At 44.7% G+C, this 17543-nt stretch carries 13 protein-coding genes; 10 read left to right on the top strand and 3 right to left on the bottom strand.

The window, feature by feature from the left end; translation table 11 throughout:
* Positions 1-352: 352 nt before the first annotated feature.
* Positions 353-1165, bottom strand: a complete 813-nt coding sequence (locus R7P36_RS06110) for an AraC family transcriptional regulator (protein ID WP_017820064.1) — start codon at positions 1163-1165, stop codon at positions 353-355.
* 973 nt (positions 1166-2138) lie between these two features.
* Here R7P36_RS06110 and R7P36_RS06105 point away from each other — a divergent pair.
* On the top strand, positions 2139-2858 hold the full coding sequence (locus R7P36_RS06105) for a PAS domain-containing protein (protein ID WP_115386874.1): 720 nt from the start codon (positions 2139-2141) through the stop codon (positions 2856-2858).
* A gap of 73 nt (positions 2859-2931) precedes the next feature.
* On the opposite strand, the gene pdxH is transcribed toward R7P36_RS06105, so the two are convergent.
* Positions 2932-3567 carry a pyridoxamine 5'-phosphate oxidase gene (pdxH, locus tag R7P36_RS06100; RefSeq protein ID WP_005374570.1) on the bottom strand — a complete coding sequence of 212 codons (636 nt, stop codon included), beginning with the start codon at positions 3565-3567 and terminating at the stop codon, positions 2932-2934.
* 115 nt (positions 3568-3682) lie between these two features.
* Between pdxH and R7P36_RS06095 the strand changes: the two genes are divergently transcribed.
* The 8 genes from R7P36_RS06095 to R7P36_RS06060 all read left to right on the top strand — a co-directional run bounded on the left by R7P36_RS06095 (position 3683) and on the right by R7P36_RS06060 (position 14992).
* On the top strand, positions 3683-5557 hold the full coding sequence (locus R7P36_RS06095) for an ATP-binding protein (protein ID WP_213899047.1): 1875 nt from the start codon (positions 3683-3685) through the stop codon (positions 5555-5557).
* Positions 5550-6773 carry a sigma-54-dependent transcriptional regulator gene (locus tag R7P36_RS06090; protein ID WP_046875649.1) on the top strand — a complete coding sequence of 408 codons (1224 nt, stop codon included), beginning with the start codon at positions 5550-5552 and terminating at the stop codon, positions 6771-6773. The genes R7P36_RS06095 and R7P36_RS06090 overlap by 8 nt, the downstream gene beginning before the upstream one ends.
* A 173-nt stretch (positions 6774-6946) precedes the next feature.
* Positions 6947-8338, top strand: coding sequence for an HlyD family type I secretion periplasmic adaptor subunit (locus R7P36_RS06085; protein WP_005374562.1), 1392 nt, complete (start codon positions 6947-6949; stop codon positions 8336-8338).
* 114 nt (positions 8339-8452) lie between these two features.
* Entirely contained in the window at positions 8453-9136 is a 684-nt protein-coding gene (locus R7P36_RS06080; protein ID WP_005374561.1) for a transglutaminase-like cysteine peptidase, read from the top strand.
* Between the two features lie 5 nt (positions 9137-9141).
* Complete coding sequence (locus R7P36_RS06075; RefSeq protein ID WP_046875648.1) at positions 9142-11055, top strand: EAL domain-containing protein; 1914 nt, start codon at positions 9142-9144, stop codon at positions 11053-11055.
* Positions 11056-11070: 15 nt separating this feature from the next.
* Positions 11071-13185 carry a type I secretion system permease/ATPase gene (locus R7P36_RS06070; RefSeq protein WP_005374556.1) on the top strand — a complete coding sequence of 705 codons (2115 nt, stop codon included), beginning with the start codon at positions 11071-11073 and terminating at the stop codon, positions 13183-13185.
* Between the two features lie 492 nt (positions 13186-13677).
* The gene (locus R7P36_RS06065) at positions 13678-14271 is read left to right on the top strand and encodes a mechanosensitive ion channel family protein (RefSeq protein WP_213899046.1); all 594 of its coding nucleotides are present in this window, start codon (positions 13678-13680) and stop codon (positions 14269-14271) included.
* Positions 14272-14407: 136 nt separating this feature from the next.
* Positions 14408-14992: a flavodoxin family protein gene (locus R7P36_RS06060; protein ID WP_213899143.1), complete on the top strand. Its 585-nt coding sequence runs from the start codon at positions 14408-14410 to the stop codon at positions 14990-14992.
* 63 nt (positions 14993-15055) lie between these two features.
* Here the strand turns inward: R7P36_RS06060 and R7P36_RS06055 are convergent, their stop codons facing one another.
* Positions 15056-16681 carry an ABC transporter substrate-binding protein gene (locus R7P36_RS06055; protein ID WP_213899045.1) on the bottom strand — a complete coding sequence of 542 codons (1626 nt, stop codon included), beginning with the start codon at positions 16679-16681 and terminating at the stop codon, positions 15056-15058.
* Between the two features lie 141 nt (positions 16682-16822).
* On the opposite strand from R7P36_RS06055, the gene mpaA reads away from it, so the two are divergent.
* On the top strand, positions 16823-17533 hold the full coding sequence (gene mpaA / locus R7P36_RS06050) for a murein tripeptide amidase MpaA (protein ID WP_064354431.1): 711 nt from the start codon (positions 16823-16825) through the stop codon (positions 17531-17533).
* The last annotated feature ends 10 nt before the right edge of the window (positions 17534-17543 follow it).

Genomic DNA, 17543 nt, shown 5'->3' with positions numbered 1-17543 from the left:
GCAGTGTATTTTGAGGCCGATAAGAATACTTGTCAAAAACTACGACATTTTTGCCAAAAACTCGCTTTTATAACAAAACATCCACATAGTCACATTCAAATAGGTAATATTTTGTGTTGTAAATTTTAATTTTTTCATTGCATTCACAACAAAATATCAAGAATATCAATAAGATTTTTGTGAAGAGCTCGTTCTAAGAGAAAATGTAGGATCAAGTGGCATATCAACCACTGCAAAGAACAGAGAATTTAAAAAAACGAGAGATAGGTCACGTGAATAAAACATAAAAAAACCATGCATAGTGCATGGCTTTATTCTGATTGATGATTATTTGACCTAAAAAAACGCGTTGTTATCCAACTTGTTTTTTATAACGGGAAGGTGATATTCCCTGTAAGCGAGTAAAAGTATGAGTAAAAGTACTCTGGCTTGAGAAGCCAGTAAACTCGGCAATTTGCCCTAAAGAAAGGTGCCCTTGCTCGATTAATTCACGAGCCATGTCGATACGCTTTCCGAGAACATATTGATGAGGTGTAATCCCCATCTGCTCTTTAAACAAGCAATGGAACTGACTTTCCCCAAGAAACACTCGCCCGGCCAATTGAGCCACACTAATCTTATGACTCAGGTGCTGCTCAATGTAACGATCAATCGCCTCCAAATCAAAGCGCGACTCTTTTCGACTGGTCTCAAATGCCGAGATATGGCGCTGCATTAATGCAATCACAGTGTCGTTACACGCACGACTTAACAGCAGGTCATCCGGATGGTTTCGCATTTCCTGAACCAACATCTGTATCAGCTTCTGAATTTGACTATCTAACTGGAAGTAGACATGGTCTCTCTCCAGGTTATTGATTTTTTGAAGCATTTCAGGATCATCATTTGTCGGTTTGGGCATATTCAGCACCAAAATATCCGATTGATTGATGACGCCACCGAAAGCATGATCAGAGCATGCGGTAACCACACAACCTTGACCAGGGCCGACAAGATTACCTCGCCCGCGCACTTCAAATTCGGCTTGCCCTTTTAAACCAATCACGATCTGCGTATAAGAATGATCGTGGCAATCCATATAAGACGGAAGTGTGATCAGCTCCGCCGGCTTTGGCAGAATAATCTCTTGATATGAAAGGATTTTTTGGTTATCTGAATCACTCATTTTAAACAGTCGTCTTTACACGGTCAGCTTACGTCTTCGCATCATATACCTTCTTTGTTGGGTTGCAACTTTTACCCAACTCAATCGACAAGATCAAATCAGCATGCTCAAGTTCATTTACATGATCATAGTTCCGGAACGATGATCATGCGAGGTTAATTTACGGTCAGTGAGCAACCAATTTTATTAACAAAAACGGATAGATAGGCAACACCTTACGTATACATAATCAATCAATGTAAAGATCCTTATTACCGAACAATCTGTTATTTTGTAAAACACCGTGCTCCATATTAGATAACTCGTCCCTGAAACGGATCGAAACCCACTCTTAAACTCAACATAGAGGGATTTCCCCCCTTACTAATATGCTTCTGATTCAATACATTAGTTATCGAGCTTTAAGATGCATACGATCTAAAGCTCTCGGTATCTCATTGATACCTCTAACTTACTTAGCAGACCCTCGCTAGGTAATTTAGAACCTCTTCTACACGTCGACAAGATTATATCTTGTGTTGCCAGCCCGTCTTCAGGCTGGCTTTTTTTTTCGCTTCTCAACAATGAAAACAATGGCATAAGCTGATATCATAGCGTTTGTCTCACTGTCCCTCTCATATGCTTAGGTGCTGCTCTTTCGCTCACAAGTGATATGAACGTCAACCACATTACAACTGAGTTGTAGGAAGCATGATCAAGGACGATACGAGTTGTAAGCCGAACATTAGGCGGACATCCGTGAGCGCACATATCTGTAATGAAACAGACCATTTTCTCAATTAAACTCTTCGTTCCATTTCGTCGTTGTCTATGACTACCTGACGAAAACATCGAACACCATGAATTTAATTGGATTGAGCGCCAATCAACGAACGTGTTCTAGCAACGTAACTGCCTACTTGGCAACATCAATACGAGCCATGTAACACGGACGTCTCTGTATTGGTAAAAGCAGTATGTAGTGAGTCCTTTTGTGAATATTTCAGTCGATACCATAGAACAATCCCTCCTTAAACAGCTACCAGGTTGTTGGGGATGCAAAGATAGAGATTCGGTATTCCTATACGTAAACCAGGAATACGCAGAACTGTTAGGGCACACGTCGCCCGAGGAGTGCTTGGGTAAAACTGATTTTGATATGGCCAGCCCAACCACTGAATGCGCGCAAGAATTTCAACGCCAAGATAAACATGTTCTCGAAACTGGCGAGTCACTAAAAATTCTGGATATCCACCCTTATCCAGATGGCCGCTGGCGAGCACATATATTTACTAAAACACCGTGGCGAGATGACAAAGGCGACATCGTAGGCACCATTTTCTACGGAAGGGAACTCACCGACACCGCCGTGATTGAAGTCGGGTATTGGGTTTGTCGTGCAATCAGTACCAACCCAAATCAACAATCCATCTTTCGTTTTTCTGACTTACAACCAAAACCAGAGAAGCTCACATGCCGCGAGCAAGAAACGCTTTTCCTCTTGCTCTATGGCAAAAAGCCTCAATTTATCTCTCAGGTCATGGGCATATCAACAAAAACCGTTGAAGGTCACGTCGCACGCTTACGTAATAAGTTTGCAGCGAACAGCAAGAACGAGCTAATAGATAAAGCAATGGAAGCAGGCTACGGCTCTGTTGTACCCAAAACGCTGCTTAAGCATCAATTATCGGTTGTGTTGAATGGAGAGCGATAATTCGCATCGCTTCTACCTACAAAAACACCGCCCCAATTCGGCGGTGTTTGTTTATTCATGAGGGACCATAAGCCTATGGCGCTAAACGATCAATGTCCCAACTTCCATCATGCTGGGAGAAAAGAAAACGATCGTGAAGGCGATGTTCGCCACCTTGCCAAAATTCGATGCTCTTTGGTTTTACGCGAAAGCCACCCCAAAAGGTTGGTACTGGTATTTCACCCTTAGCAAACTTCTGTTTTAGCTCTAAAAACTTACCTTCCAACACACCTCTGGCAGAAATACGGCTACTTTGTTTGCTCGCGATTGCGGCCAACTGGCTCTCTTTAGGACGAGAAGTAAAGTATTTCATATTCTCTACGGCGGTAAGCTTTTCAGCCACACCAGTAATATGAACTTGGCGCTCTAACGGATGCCAAGGGAAGTGCAAACTAATATTGCTGTTATGCTCTAGCTGCTGGGCCTTGCGACTGCCTAGGTTGGTGTAAAACACAAAACCATCTTTGTCGACGTTTTTCAATAGAACAATGCGTTGAAACGGCATGCCATTTTCATCAACCGTTGCAACTGTCATCGCAGTCGGGTCCGTTAAACCCGCTTCAACTGCTTGCTCTAGCCACAGATTAAATTGATCAATAGGATCAGCTTTCAAATCTTTACGACGCAGCCCACCTTTGGTGTACTCACGACGAATATCAGCAAGTTCCATCTTTACTCCTTCACTCGTTTTTGTCGATTGTGCTCCCGATACTGAGGAAATACAAGGACATCATTGTGCTTGTTATCGTTGCCGCTCACAGCATCACAGTGCGTCATTTGATACCATGACACAAAAAACCAGTGAGCTGATCGTGAACTTACTCAACCCCAAAGCCCTACGTCATTTTTTACTGCTACTGTGTGCCGTTGGCATTTCAGGGCTTGCGCTTACTCATCATTACGCAACTCAATACCAACATGATCAATGGCAACAAAAGCTAGAGAGACAAGCCGCGCAAGTATCACAAGAAGTGGACTACGAACTGGCAAAGTTTGAACAGATACCAAACCTATTAAGTCACGACCCAAGACTACTCAAAGCAGTCGAGCGCGGAACGCCCTCTCAAGAGCTCAACCTACTGTTATCAGATTGGTTGAAGCAAAGTTTGGCCGATACGATTTACGTTCATGACCGTACCGGGTTAGTCATAGCCTCAAGTAACTTTCAGCAAGAAGATACGTTTGTTGGCTCTAGCTTTAGCTATCGCCCCTATTTTAAAAATGCGCGACGCGGTGAGCCCGCTCAATACGTTGGATTAGGCGTACGCTCGAATAAACGTGGGTACTTCTTCTCATCTCCGCTGTGGGTAAATGAGGAAGTCGTTGGCGTGATCACAGTAAAAGTGAATTTGGAGCAATTAGAACAGCGCCTTTCGCAAACCACGACTGACGTACTCATTACAGATAAACACAATGTCGTGTTTATGAGCAATTTACCAGACTGGCGCTATCGTGCACTTTTCCCACTGTCATCGAGTGCAATAAATGAACTTACCGAAACGCGTCAATATGGCGATACCTTACCCGAATATTTTGGTGAGTTAACGGCACACAGTGGTGTCACGGAGTTTGATGACAATCAATTGCTTCTATCACCGAATTACCTCGCATACGCAACACACTTATTGGATAAAGGGTTTCGCGTCGTTGCCTTAATTAACCACAACAGCGTTCTTGCCGCCGTTTTACAGGCCGATATCGTCTTCCTGATCTTATATGCGCTCATTGCTCTAATTGCGTTAGCGTGGTTCCAAACCCTAGTTAACAAAGCACGCCTTGCCCATCTCAATGTGAGCCTAGAAGAAAAAGTAGTGCAACGGACACTAGTTCTGAGTGAAGCCAACCAAAAACTACAACAGACCATCCGCCAATATGAGCAAAGCCAACAAGAGCTTAAACAAACACAACAAGAACTGACGCAAGCCGCGAAATTGGCACTGTTGGGCGAGCTATCAGCCAGTATTAATCATGAGATAAATCAGCCACTTTCCGCACTAAGAACCTATACCGAAAACTCGCAGCGTTTGTTGGCAATGGAAAAATACCCAATGGTCGCTGACAATTTGGGCAAAATGCTGACACTCAATGACACCATTTCGGAAGTCATTGCCCGCTTAAAAGTCTTTACTCGGAAAGCCACGCACGATTCACACAATGAAATCTCAGTACTGCACGACGCGGTACATACTGCCACCAGCATTTTGAGCAACAAGCTTATTAAGCAAGGAGTAACACTAAAAGTTCCGGCCATCGACTATGATGTGAAGCTGGCCATTCACAGCGTTGAATTAGAACAAGTGCTGATAAACCTCTTCCACAACGCCGCACAAGCGATGGAAAACCACTGTATCGATCCGCAAATATCCATTGCTGTTCAGTGTCATGATGACAGTTGCGACATTCTTGTTTCCGATAACGGACCAGGGATGTCAGACGAAGCCCTAGCAAAAGTGTTCGACCCATTTTTTACGACTAAGCCGGAGGGTCTTGGATTAGGTTTAACAATCTCCAAGCGGATTATAGAGAGCTATCACGGCTCCCTCTGTGCCTATAAACATCAGAACACAGAGCAACAAGCAGGAGGGATGACCTTTATCGTGACGCTACCAATAGTCAATCAGAATAAACGTACCCCAGAAGTGGAAAACGACCATGAATAACCCAGTTTTCTTTGTTGATGACGAACCACACATTCGTGATGCCGTGTCTCAAGCCCTGCTGATTGAAGGGATAGACGTCACCTGCTTACCAAACGCAGTAGAAGCCTTACGCGTAATCGACTCAAATACGCCTGCGATTATCATTACCGATATCCATATGCCCGTGATGGATGGCTTGGAGTTTATGCGAACTTTGCGAAGCAAAAACGATCACTTTCAATTCATCGTACTTACTGGACATGGAGATGTGAAAACCGCGGTAGATGCGATGAAAAGCGGCGCGTACGACTTTCTAGAAAAACCGTTTTCAACGGAACAGCTCATGAAATCGCTCAACAATGCCAGCGATAAACTGAACTTGTTGCAAGAAAACATCTGGCTTAAGAAAGAGCTCGACATGCAAACTCATGTTGGTCCGAAAATGATTGGTCACAGTAAGGCCATGGTTAGTATTCGTCGCGCCTTGATCAGTGCGCCTACAAGCCAGCCGCTCATTTTTGTAGGTCAAGATGGTACAGGTCGCCGGCTCGCCGCACAATTTGCCCACGACATACATGCAACACCGGATAGTGAGCTAATCGCCGCTTCTGGTGAAGACCTCTATGAGCTTTCATTAGAAGCGCTCGACAAAGCCATACACCGCTTAAGTGAAGGAAAACGCCACTGCTGTTTGTACTTACATAGCGCAGAGCATGTATCATTTGAGCAATGGGAATACTTGTTCAAGCACCCAAAACTTGAACGTGTTTTTGGCGCGACCACCCAAGCCGAGCCACCTCTAAAATCCCTGGCGACTCTAATTCACTTACCGACGCTCGATGAAAGAAAGGAAGATATAGGGCCTTTATACAAGCATTTTGTGCGCCACACAGCGAGTCGATATCAGTTACAGCCGCCACATATCAGCCTAGAAGAGGTCAAACACCTCACCAGTCTCGAATGGCCAGAAAACGTTAAGCAGCTACGCCAATTTGCTGAACTTCGTGCCCTCAAGCCAGATACTTTTAGAATGGAAGATTGGAACAGTGAGAAAAGTCTTGAAATTCAGAGTATGACTCAGCGCACAGAATACTTTGAATATTGCTTGTTATTCGATGCATTGCAAAGACATCGCGGCAGACTCAAAGAGGTTCAACTAGAATTACAGGTATCACGCAAAACCTTGTACGACAAACTAAAAAAACATCAGTTGGATAAAGCCAAGTTCAAGGCGTAATAGCTATACTCCGGCGCTAATTATGCTTTTGTTTGATTTAGAAAGTGTAAGAAAGCTCATTTGAAGAGAGAATAACCCTCTTCTCATATTTTATTAGCCGAGCATGCTGACATGATCGGTTAATAATAATAAGATCAAAAAGATAATCCGTAATTATATAAGCAGGGACTGTGATGAGCCGAGATAACTACAACAAACTCAACGATGAAGAGTTGGATTTTGTTGATGACAAAACTGCAGCATTGCTCCTCAATACCCCCAACAGCGCGCGTTTTATGCTCTGGGTTATGGTGCTATTTTTCATTGCAGCAATAGGTTGGGCATCTTGGGCTGAAATCGACAAAGTCACGGTTGGTCAAGGTAAAGTGATTCCCTCCTCACAGATACAAGTAGTCCAAAACTTAGAAGGTGGCTTAGTCAAAGAAATCTTGGTCAAAGAAGGTCAGTTGGTTGAAAAAGGCCAACAGTTACTGCTTATCGACGACACCCGCTTTCGCTCAGATTTTCGTGAACGTGAGCAACAAGTTGCCAACCTTACCGCATCTGTGCTGCAACTATCCGCTTCTATTAACAGTGTTGCCGTTAATCGTGATTTTGAAACGGAAAACTGGCGTCAAAGTGTACTACTTGATTACGGTAAACTGACCTTCCCACCAACCTTGGAAGAGACTCGACCTCAACTCACACAGCGTCAAAAAGCAGAATATCGCGAAGATCTAGATAATTTACGCAACCAACTTTCTGTTATTGACCAACAAGTGCAGCAAAAGCAGCAGGACTTGGTAGAGATCCAAGCACGAGTAAGGAACTTGCGTCAAAGCTACCAATACGCGAAAAAAGAACTCGATATCACCAAACCTTTGGCAGACGAGGGCGTTGTTCCTCGTATTGAACTGCTCAAATTACAGCGCCAAGTCAACGATACCCGTCGTGAAATGACGTCCAGTGAGCTCAAGATTCCCGTATTGCAATCAGCGATTCGAGAATCCATGCTCAACCGTATTGATGTTGCACTCAAATTCCGCTCTGAACAGCAAGAGAAACTCAACAGCGCCCAAGACCAGTTATCTGCTTTGGTTGAATCAGCGGTGGGCTTGGAAGATAGAGTAAACCGAACGGTTGTGAATTCGCCAGTAACAGGCAAAATCAAAACACTGAACATCAATACTGTCGGTGGTGTTATCCAACCTGGTATGGATATCGTCGAGATCGTACCAACAGAAGACACACTATTGGTAGAGGCGAAAATTGCGCCAAAAGACATCGCATTTTTACGCCCAGATCTTCATGCTATCGTGAAATTTACAGCTTACGACTTCACAAAGTACGGCGGTTTAGAGGGAGAGTTGGAACATATCAGCGCGGATACCACTCAAGATGAAGAAGGCAACAGCTTCTACATTGTTCGTGTACGCACCGAAAAAACAAACTTTGGTCAAGATGCAGATTTACCAATCATTCCAGGAATGACAGCATCGGTCGATATCATCACAGGGAAGCGAACCGTTTTGGAATATCTACTTAAACCGATTTTAAGTGCCAAAACGAACGCCTTGAAGGAGTAAACCACATTAAGATACTCGCGATAGGGAGTATTGAGCGATAAGTGATTAAATAAAAAGCACTTATTTCTCACTGACGAACTCTCTAGAAGAGTATACTTGTGATACGAGTCGAATATGCGATCCAATTTGCAGCGTAAAGTTACATTATTAATCAGCTTAAGTTGTTTGTCGTTCCAACTTGGTGCGCTGAACAGTAAAGAACAACGATGGGTCAATACGGTCACAGCGGTGTACGGCGAACGTGCGGGATTGCGCGTAAATACATGGCGAAAGAACCTCGACTTATTTAAACAATTAGAGACTCATGAACAGCTCGCTGGCGTTAACGACTTTTTTAATCAGCTGTATTTCGTTGACGACATAAAACTGTGGGGAAAGACAGATTATTGGGCTACGCCACTCGAATTTTTAGGGAGTAACGCAGGAGACTGTGAAGATTTCACTATTGCTAAGTACTTCTCTTTACTCGAGCTAGGAATACCAGATTCAAAGATGCGGTTAATATACGTAAAAGCCATCGAACTGAATCAGTTTCACATGGTATTAGCTTACTACCCTACCCCAAGTTCTGAGCCGCTCATTCTCGATAATATCAATCCTGACATTGTCCGAGCCTCTAAGCGTAGCGACTTGCTACCGATATACAGTTTTAATGGTACAAACCTGTGGTTGATGAAGTCATCTGCTAGCACTGGAGAGCTGGCAGGGAAAGCATCACGGTTGAGCCTTTGGAATGACTTACGCTCGCGCGAACGTAAGTTGCAGTTAAATAAACCTAAAATTAACTATGACGAGTGAGAAACATGACCCTATATAAGAAGCTTGTGGTGGGGATGGTTACGGTCTTTATACTCTTGTTGGCATCAGTATTCGTAATCCAATTCAACACGACTCGAGACAGCTTGGAGCAACAGCAACGTTCAGAGGTCAACAACACTATTAACACCGTAGGTTTGGCACTGGCTCCTTACCTAAAGGACAAAGATAAAGTCGCGGTTGAGTCCGTGATTAATGCTCTATTTGACGGCAGCACCTACTCCGTTGTTCGTCTTACAGCATTAGATTCTGACTACCAGATCGTGCGTACTTACCCAGTTAAACCAAGTACGGTGCCACAATGGTTTATCGACATGAATCTATTTAAAGCGATTCACGATAAGCGTGTTGTGACCAGTGGTTGGATGCAGCTCGCCGAAGTAGAAATCATTAGCCACCCAGGCGCAGCTTACGAGCAGCTCTGGCAAGGTTTTATGGGGTTGCTGTCTGTATTCAGTGTCATTTTTCTGGCTGGTTTAGTGGCAATTTCATACATCCTACGTCGCTCGCTAAAGCCGTTAACGGCCATCGTGAATAAAATGCATGAAATCGCGAATAACCAATTTGGTGAACCGCTTGCTCGTCCAAGAACCAAAGATCTTATCGCGGTGGTAGATGGCATTAACATGATGTCTGCTCAAATCGAGCTATCATTCAAAGAGCAAGCCAAAGAGGCGCAACGTCTGCGTGCTCAGGCTTACCTCGATCCTATATCTAAATTGGGTAACCGCTCATTCTACATCAACCAAATCGACCAATGGCTTGCAGAGCAAACGCAAGGGGGTATCGCGCTACTCCATGCTGAATACATTGGGGACATTTACGAGACCAAAGATTACCAACGCGCAGATGCCCACGTTAAAGAACTGTCTCAACGTTTGAAAAACACCATTGATGTACCGGGTGCCACGATTGCTCGCTTGTCTAGTGATGAGTTCGGCTTGCTTTTCCCTCATATGGATGAGAGCGAGTTACGCATTTTATCGGACAGCATCGTCAATTGTGTGAACGGCCTAAATACTGACCCAACAGGCTTAGCAAAACCTAAAGCGTCACTAGGGGTTGCACACAGCAAAGATCAGAAAACGCGTTCTGAAATCCTCTCGATGGTGGACAACGCACTATCGAAAGCCAAAGCGCAACCAGACAAGCCATACGGCTTCATTGGCAGTGATACACCTTCTAGTTTGATGGGTAAACAGCAATGGAAAGCGTTGGTTGAAGAAGCCATTCATAGTGATTGGGTTAAATTCCGTTTCCAAGCTGCGAAAAACACATGGGGTAAAGTATTCCACAACGAAGTATTTTCAAGCATCGAAAAAGATGGTGAAACGTATCGTGCGAATCAATACCTATTCGCACTAGAACAGTTAGACGCCACCAACATCTTTGACCAGTATGTCATTGAATCAATGATTAAGATGCTAGAAAGTGGTGAACTTAATGACCCAGTCGCGATTAACATCGCGCAAAGCAGCTTGTCTCAACCATCGTTTATTCGCTGGACAACTAGCATGCTGGAAAAACATGCCAAAGTGGCCTCTAAGCTACACTTTGAAATTCCAGAGGAATGCTTTATCGATCAGCCTCACCACACAGCACTGTTATGTAATGCCATTCGCCAATCAGGTGCTGAGTTCGGCGTAGATAACTACGGACGTAACTTCCAATCTTTGGAATACATCCAAGAGTTCCGCCCGAACTATGTGAAGCTCGATTACCTATTCACACACAACTTGCACGACGAAAAACAGAAATTCACGCTAACGTCGATCTCTCGTACTGCCCACAACCTTGGTATTACGACTATCGCATCGCGTATCGAAACTCAAATCCAGTTGGATTTCCTCACTGAACATTTTGTTGAGGTATTCCAAGGATTCATCGTCGACAAGGAATAAAAAGGTTTATCAACGATGAAAGACCCTTTACTGAATTCGCTCATCTACGTTAGCCGTTACTATGGGTTAGCTAACTCGCCAGAAGCGCTAGTCAACGGACTACCGCTATCTGACGGTAAACTGACCCCATTTTTGCTACCAAGAGCAGCGGAAAGGGCCGGATTGGTTGCCAAGGAAAACCGCGCAGAGCTGGAGAGCATCTCCAGCCTAATTCTGCCGGCAATCTTAGTTCTTAAAGGCGGTGACTCTTGCGTTCTCAACAGCATCAATATGGAGAAACGCGAGGCCGAAGTCACCACCCTAGAAAGTGGAATGGTGCCGATCTCTATTCCATTAGAAGACCTACTTGAGCAATACACTGGTCGGTACTTTTTAGTTAAAAAGCAATTCCGTTTCGATGAGCGCTCTCCCGAAGTGCTCAAAACCAACGAAGGCCACTGGTTCTGGTCAACCTTGTGGCAGTCAAAACGCATCTACCGCGATGTTTTAATCGCATCACTTCTCATCAACCTCTTTGCGGTTGCCGCTCCGCTATTCACTCGCTTGGTGTACGACAAAGTGGTTCCGAATCTTGCGTTTGAAACCCTATGGGTACTAGCAAGTGGCATCTTTGTCGTGTTCCTGTTCGACTTCATTCTCAAGTCGCTGAGAAATTACTTCATTGATGTGGCGGGCAAGAAGTCTGACATTCTGATTTCATCCAAACTGTTCAGCAAAGTGATGGGGATTAGAATGGAATCGAAGCCGCCTTCGGTCGGTGCCTTCGCTCGCCATTTACAAGAATTCGAATCTATTCGAGAGTTTTTTACTTCAGCGACCGTCAGTGCTCTCATTGATTTGCCTTTTGCCATTTTATTCTTAGTGATTATATGGCTAATGGCTGGCGATCTTGTGTATGTACCGATGGTGGGCGTGGTCATTTTGATTATTCACTCGCTACTGATACAAGGGCCGCTGCGCCGCTCCATTGAGGAGGGTTCACGCCTAGCATCGCAAAAATATGCCAATTTGATAGAGAGCTTGGCTGGGTTAGAAACCGTAAAAATGCTCAGTGCGCAAAGCCAATTCCAATACCGCTGGGAAGAGGCAGTTGCGCACATGGCGAACTGGAATATAAAAAGCCGCCGAATTACGGATAGCATTCAAAACGCGGCAGGTTTTGTGCAGCAAAGTAGTAACGTAGGGATGATCATCCTAGGCGTTTACTTAATTGCAGAAGGCGACTTAACCATGGGCGGTTTGATTGCCGCAACCATGCTTAGCGGCCGCGCGATTGGTCCTTTGGTTCAGTTATCCTTACTCTCTACGCGCTACAACCAAGCGAAGTCTTCTATGACAATTATCAATCAAGTCATGGAAATGCCGGATGAACAAGAAGAAGGTAAACGTTACATTCACCGCCCAATAGTACAAGGCAAAATTGAACTTGAACGCGTGACCTTCCACTACCCAGATTCACCGGTGGCGTCGATTCGAGATTTGAGCTTGACCATTAACCCAGGCGAAAAAGTAGCGATCATAGGCCGTATCGGTTCGGGTAAAACCACGTTAGAACGTCTCATCATGGGCTTGTATCAGCCGACGGAAGGTCATGTTCGCATTGATGATACCGACATCGCACAACTGCATCATGTCGACATTCGCCGTAATATTGGTTGTGTGCCGCAAGATTCGAATCTGTTCTTTGGTTCTATCCGCGACAACATTACGCTAGGTCGCCCATTAACCGATGACCGTGACGTACTAGACGCAGCGAATCGTGCCGGTGTTACTGCGTTTACGCAATCTGACCCAGCGGGCTTAGAACGCCAAGTTGGTGAAGGTGGAGCAATGCTTTCGGGTGGTCAACGTCAAGCAGTCACGATCGCTCGTGCATTTTTGGGTCGTCCTCCTGTTCTACTCATGGATGAACCAACCAGTGCGATGGATAATCGCTCAGAGATGCACATTAAACATCAATTAGCACAGTTGAAACCTAGTGAAACGCTGATTCTGATTACGCATAAAACGTCTATGCTCGACATCGTTGATCGCGTAATTGTGATGGAGAAAGGCAGCATCATCGCAGATGGCCCTAAAGCGCAAGTGCTGAACGATTTGAAACAAGGCAAAGTGCGTGCGGTTAGCTAGCCTGAATTCACATTGATAAAAGCAAAGGCCCCGTTTAACTTGTGTTTAACGGGGCTTATTTTATTGGGAGCCCGAGATAATTAAGTTCTTCAAGCGCGACCCAAACGAGTACAAGGCCAACAATCACGAATAAAATCATAATCGCCTTTTCATCTTCTTCCATTTTTCAACGCCCTAAAAGCTATTTCAATTAATACACCTTAGGTTATCAGGACAAAAGTCATATTCAGCTCGTTTATGAGGAACTAGCATCATAGAATGTCGGATATGGGATACAGCTCAAAGAATGCTCTCTTCAAAATCACGTCAGCTTTGATTGAATATAAGTAATGAAGCCAAAGAGTTCGTAATGCTCACTAAGTCTTTGATTAACTTATATAGTACTCTGTGGTACCTCAACACAGAGACAAATGGTGTAAAGAAAAATTGTGATTACTTACAGCAAAAAATCAGCTATAAAAGCCGCTTTCTAGATATCGTCGAGATGAAGAAATGAATGATTGGATCCAATTAGAGCAAGTGAGCCAGTATTTCACTACGGGCTCCCTCGGTTACAAACTATTGATGGGCATTTTTGTCCTGATCGCGTATCGCATCCTGAAGAGGATTGTAAATCGAGCCATCCTAAATTTGGCAACAACGAAAGGTGTAAAAAAGGCTCGTTTGAGTTTTATTCAGCGCTGTTTCAATGTCGCGCTGCTATTTTTGACCGCCTCTATTTTTGCCATTATCACAGGTATTGGCTATGGCGATGTGTCTTTGTTCCTATCGTCCATTTTTGCCGTATTAGGTGTGGCGTTTATTGCGCAGTGGTCAATTCTGAGCAACATCACTGCCAGCTTTTTGATCTTTTTTGTCTTCCCATACCGAGTGAGTGACCGAATTAAAGTCGTAGATAAAGATGAAGACATCTGCGGTGAGATTCAAGAAATCAGTATGTTTCACGTGTTAATTAAGCACGACAACGGAAACTTAATCACTTACCCAAACAACCAGATTTTGCAAAAAGCAGTGCTAAAGCTGGCGAAAAACAAGCCAGAGCCAAGTAAAGTAAAATCTCGGATTTATACTCGCAGAAAGAAATAACCCACTAAAAAGCCGATGTATCTACATCGGCTTTTTTAATGCACTTCTTTTTAAGTTTTAGTGTTGACCTCAACTTAGATTGAGGTTTTAGCCTTAGTCGCACGATTAAAGATCAACAATGAAAAAAGGAACCATTGTGTCCAAAATTGCGATTATTTATTTCTCTAAAACCGACGTTACTGGTCAGCTTGCTCGCGCGATTGCCGCAAGTGTTGAACAACAAGGCATTAAACAGCAAGATGAATGTGAAATCCTCTCTCACCGAATTGAAGGCAGTGAGATTATTGAGGGACGTTTTGTGAACCCTAAACTAATGGATGAACTTGCTGAGTGTGATGCGATTATCTTTGGCTCACCGACCTATATGGGAGGTGTAGCAGCGCAGTTTAAAGCATTTGCAGATGCAAGCAGTGAATCTTGGTATTACCAAAAATGGGCGAGCAAAATCGCGGCTGGCTTTACCAGTGGTGGGGCAATGAATGGCGACCAATCTTGCACATTACAATATCTACAAACGCTCGCTAACCAACACGGCATGATGTGGGTCGGGTTGGATAAGATCAGCAATTCTGGGGAGCAAAACCTGAATCGTTATGGTGTACAAGGTGGTATTGTTGCACAAGGTGGTGAAGGTGGTCAGTTGCATGCTTCTGATGTTGCAACGGCGGAGTATCTTGGCAAACGAGTCGCTATGCTCGTGAATAAGCTCTCCACTCGCTAACAATAAAAAGAAGCCCCGTAAGATACATCTTCGGGGCTTCATATTTATCGCTTGTTTTGAGCGCTACTTCTTGATGTAGAGATCTTTCGAGTAGATGCGCCCTTCTACGTTGTTTTTGGCAAAACCGCCAACCGTAGGGCGAACCAAACGTGCTTGCATGTAATAATAGATTGGCGCGATGGGCATATCTGTCGCCAGCAACTGTTCAGCTTGGTCGTAAAATCCTTGGCGCGCTTTCTCATCGGTTGCTGCCAATGCACTGTTCATCGCGTTATCGTACACAGCATTGCTGTAACGTGCAAAGTTACCCGAAGAACCTGAGCGAAGTAAGCTCAGGAAAGTAGACGCTTCATTGTAATCACCACACCAGGAAGCGCGCATCACATCGAAATTGCCTTGTTTACGCGCCACTAAGTACGACTTCCACTCTTGGTTTTCTAACTCCACGTTTGCACCGAGATTTTTTTGTAGCATCGACGCTATCGCAACCGCGATCGATTTGTTTGCCTCACTGGTGTTGTACAGCAATTTAAAATCGAGCGGCTTGTCTTGGCTGTAACCCGCTTCTTTTAACAACTGACGCGCTTTCTCGTCACGTTGTTGCTGACTCCACTTACTGTATTCAGGCGGCGTCGCATCAAACCCTGCGGTGTACTGATGCGCAAAAGTATAAGCAGGAAGGTTGCCCACTTGCGTGACACCATTCGTAATCACATCGCGCATGATGGAGTACGACACCGCTTGACGCACTCGCACATCATCAAATGGCGGACGAGTGGTATTGAACGCGTAGTAATACGTGCACAACAATGGCACCACCGTGTAAGCCTGCTTGTAATCTTGTTTAAGCTTCTGCGCCATATGAGTCGGCACATCTGACGTGATATCCAGCACTCCTGCCGCATAACGATTGATCGACGCGTTTTGGTTTTCAAACGGAATGTAAGTCACTCTGTTTAGATGCGTATCTGCGCTGTCCCAGTAACTTGGACTCTTAACCAATTCAATGCGTTCATTCACGACCCACTTATCCAATGTGAATGCACCGTTGCTAACAAATTGGTCTGGATCGCTCCACGGCTTGTCGCGGTTTTCCACTGTCGCTTGATGCACTGGCATCATGGACGTGTGCCCAGTCATAGCAACAAAGTACGGCACTTGACTGTCCAACTCAAAACGTAGGGTGTATTTATCCACTGCCTTGATACCGAGATCGTCCAAAGGCTTTTTGCCCTCTGCTACATCGGCGATGTTTTTGATCTTGGTGAGTTTGAGATACCAAACATTTGGAGAAGCGGTCTTCGGGTCCACCGCTCGGCGCAGTGAATAGACAAAATCATCCGCTGTCACAGGCTCGCCATTCGACCATTTCGCGTCTTTGCGCAAGTGAAAAGTAAAGGTTTGGTTATCCTTGGTTTCCCATGATTCTGCCACACCGGGAATAATGTTTCCGTCACGATCTTGAATCACAAGCCCTTCAAATAAGTCACGAATCACATGCATTTCTGGCAGACCTTCGGCTTTCGCTGGGTCAAGCGTCGCCGCCTCTGCGTCATTCGCACGTACTAAATGCTGTTCTGCGGCAAGTTGAATGCCTTTAGGTAAGGTCTCCGCAGCAACTGATGTAGCAAGAAAAGGGGTGAATAAAGAGGAAATCAGCAACGCCGTTGAATGTTTTTTAAAATCCATATCGTTTTTCGTTCTCCTAACGCGTCTTGTGAAGCAAGTGCCACAATTAACATTTCAACCGTTGACGAGTTTAAACGGTTCAGTTTAGCTAGGTGTAATTAGCTTAGATATTGATACTACTTCATCAATCAGGAGATTACGGTGAGTCTAATTCCAAGAACGGAAAGAGCGGCATTTTTAATTCGGCCAACATCATACGGTCAATCCGTGCTTGGTGCGCCATTACTGTATTTTCCGGCTCAAGTCGAAAGTGCTTCACGAGGTTTGATTTTGGCAGGCACTCACGGGGATGAGACAGCCTCGATTGCAGGTTTGTCCTGCGCGCTAAGAAGCTTGCCTGCTGAAAACTTACGACATGATGTGATTCTGTCAATGAATCCTGACGGCAACCAGCTAGGCACACGCGCAAATGCAAACCAAGTGGATCTCAATCGCGCGTTTCCAACCCAAAATTGGACTGAGCATGGCACAGTGTATCGATGGAGTTCTCACACCCCCGTTCGAGACGTACAGGTGAAAACTGGCACTAAAAATCAACTAGAGCCTGAAGTTAGCGCTTTAATTAACTTGATTGAACTGCGCAAGCCAAAGTTTGTGGTGTCGTTTCATGAACCGCTTGCGTTTGTGGATGATCCCAAACATTCCGACCTTGCCAAATGGCTCCGCGAGCAGTTCCAACTGCCAATTGTAGACGATGTCGACTACGAAACACCCGGCTCATTCGGCACTTGGTGTAGTGAACGTGATTTACCTTGCATCACGTTGGAATTACCCGCGATTTCTGCCGATCTCACCATTGAAAAACATCTCTCCGCTTTTATTGCTTTGCTGAGGCACGATCCGGATCTCTAGTCCGCTGTTA

The sequence above is a fragment of the Vibrio sp. 397 genome, from assembly GCF_033339395.1.
GTDB classification, from domain to species: domain Bacteria; phylum Pseudomonadota; class Gammaproteobacteria; order Enterobacterales; family Vibrionaceae; genus Vibrio; species Vibrio alginolyticus.
The sequence above is the reverse complement of the archived record's forward strand: the minus strand, read 5'-3'. Positions and strand labels throughout refer to the sequence as shown.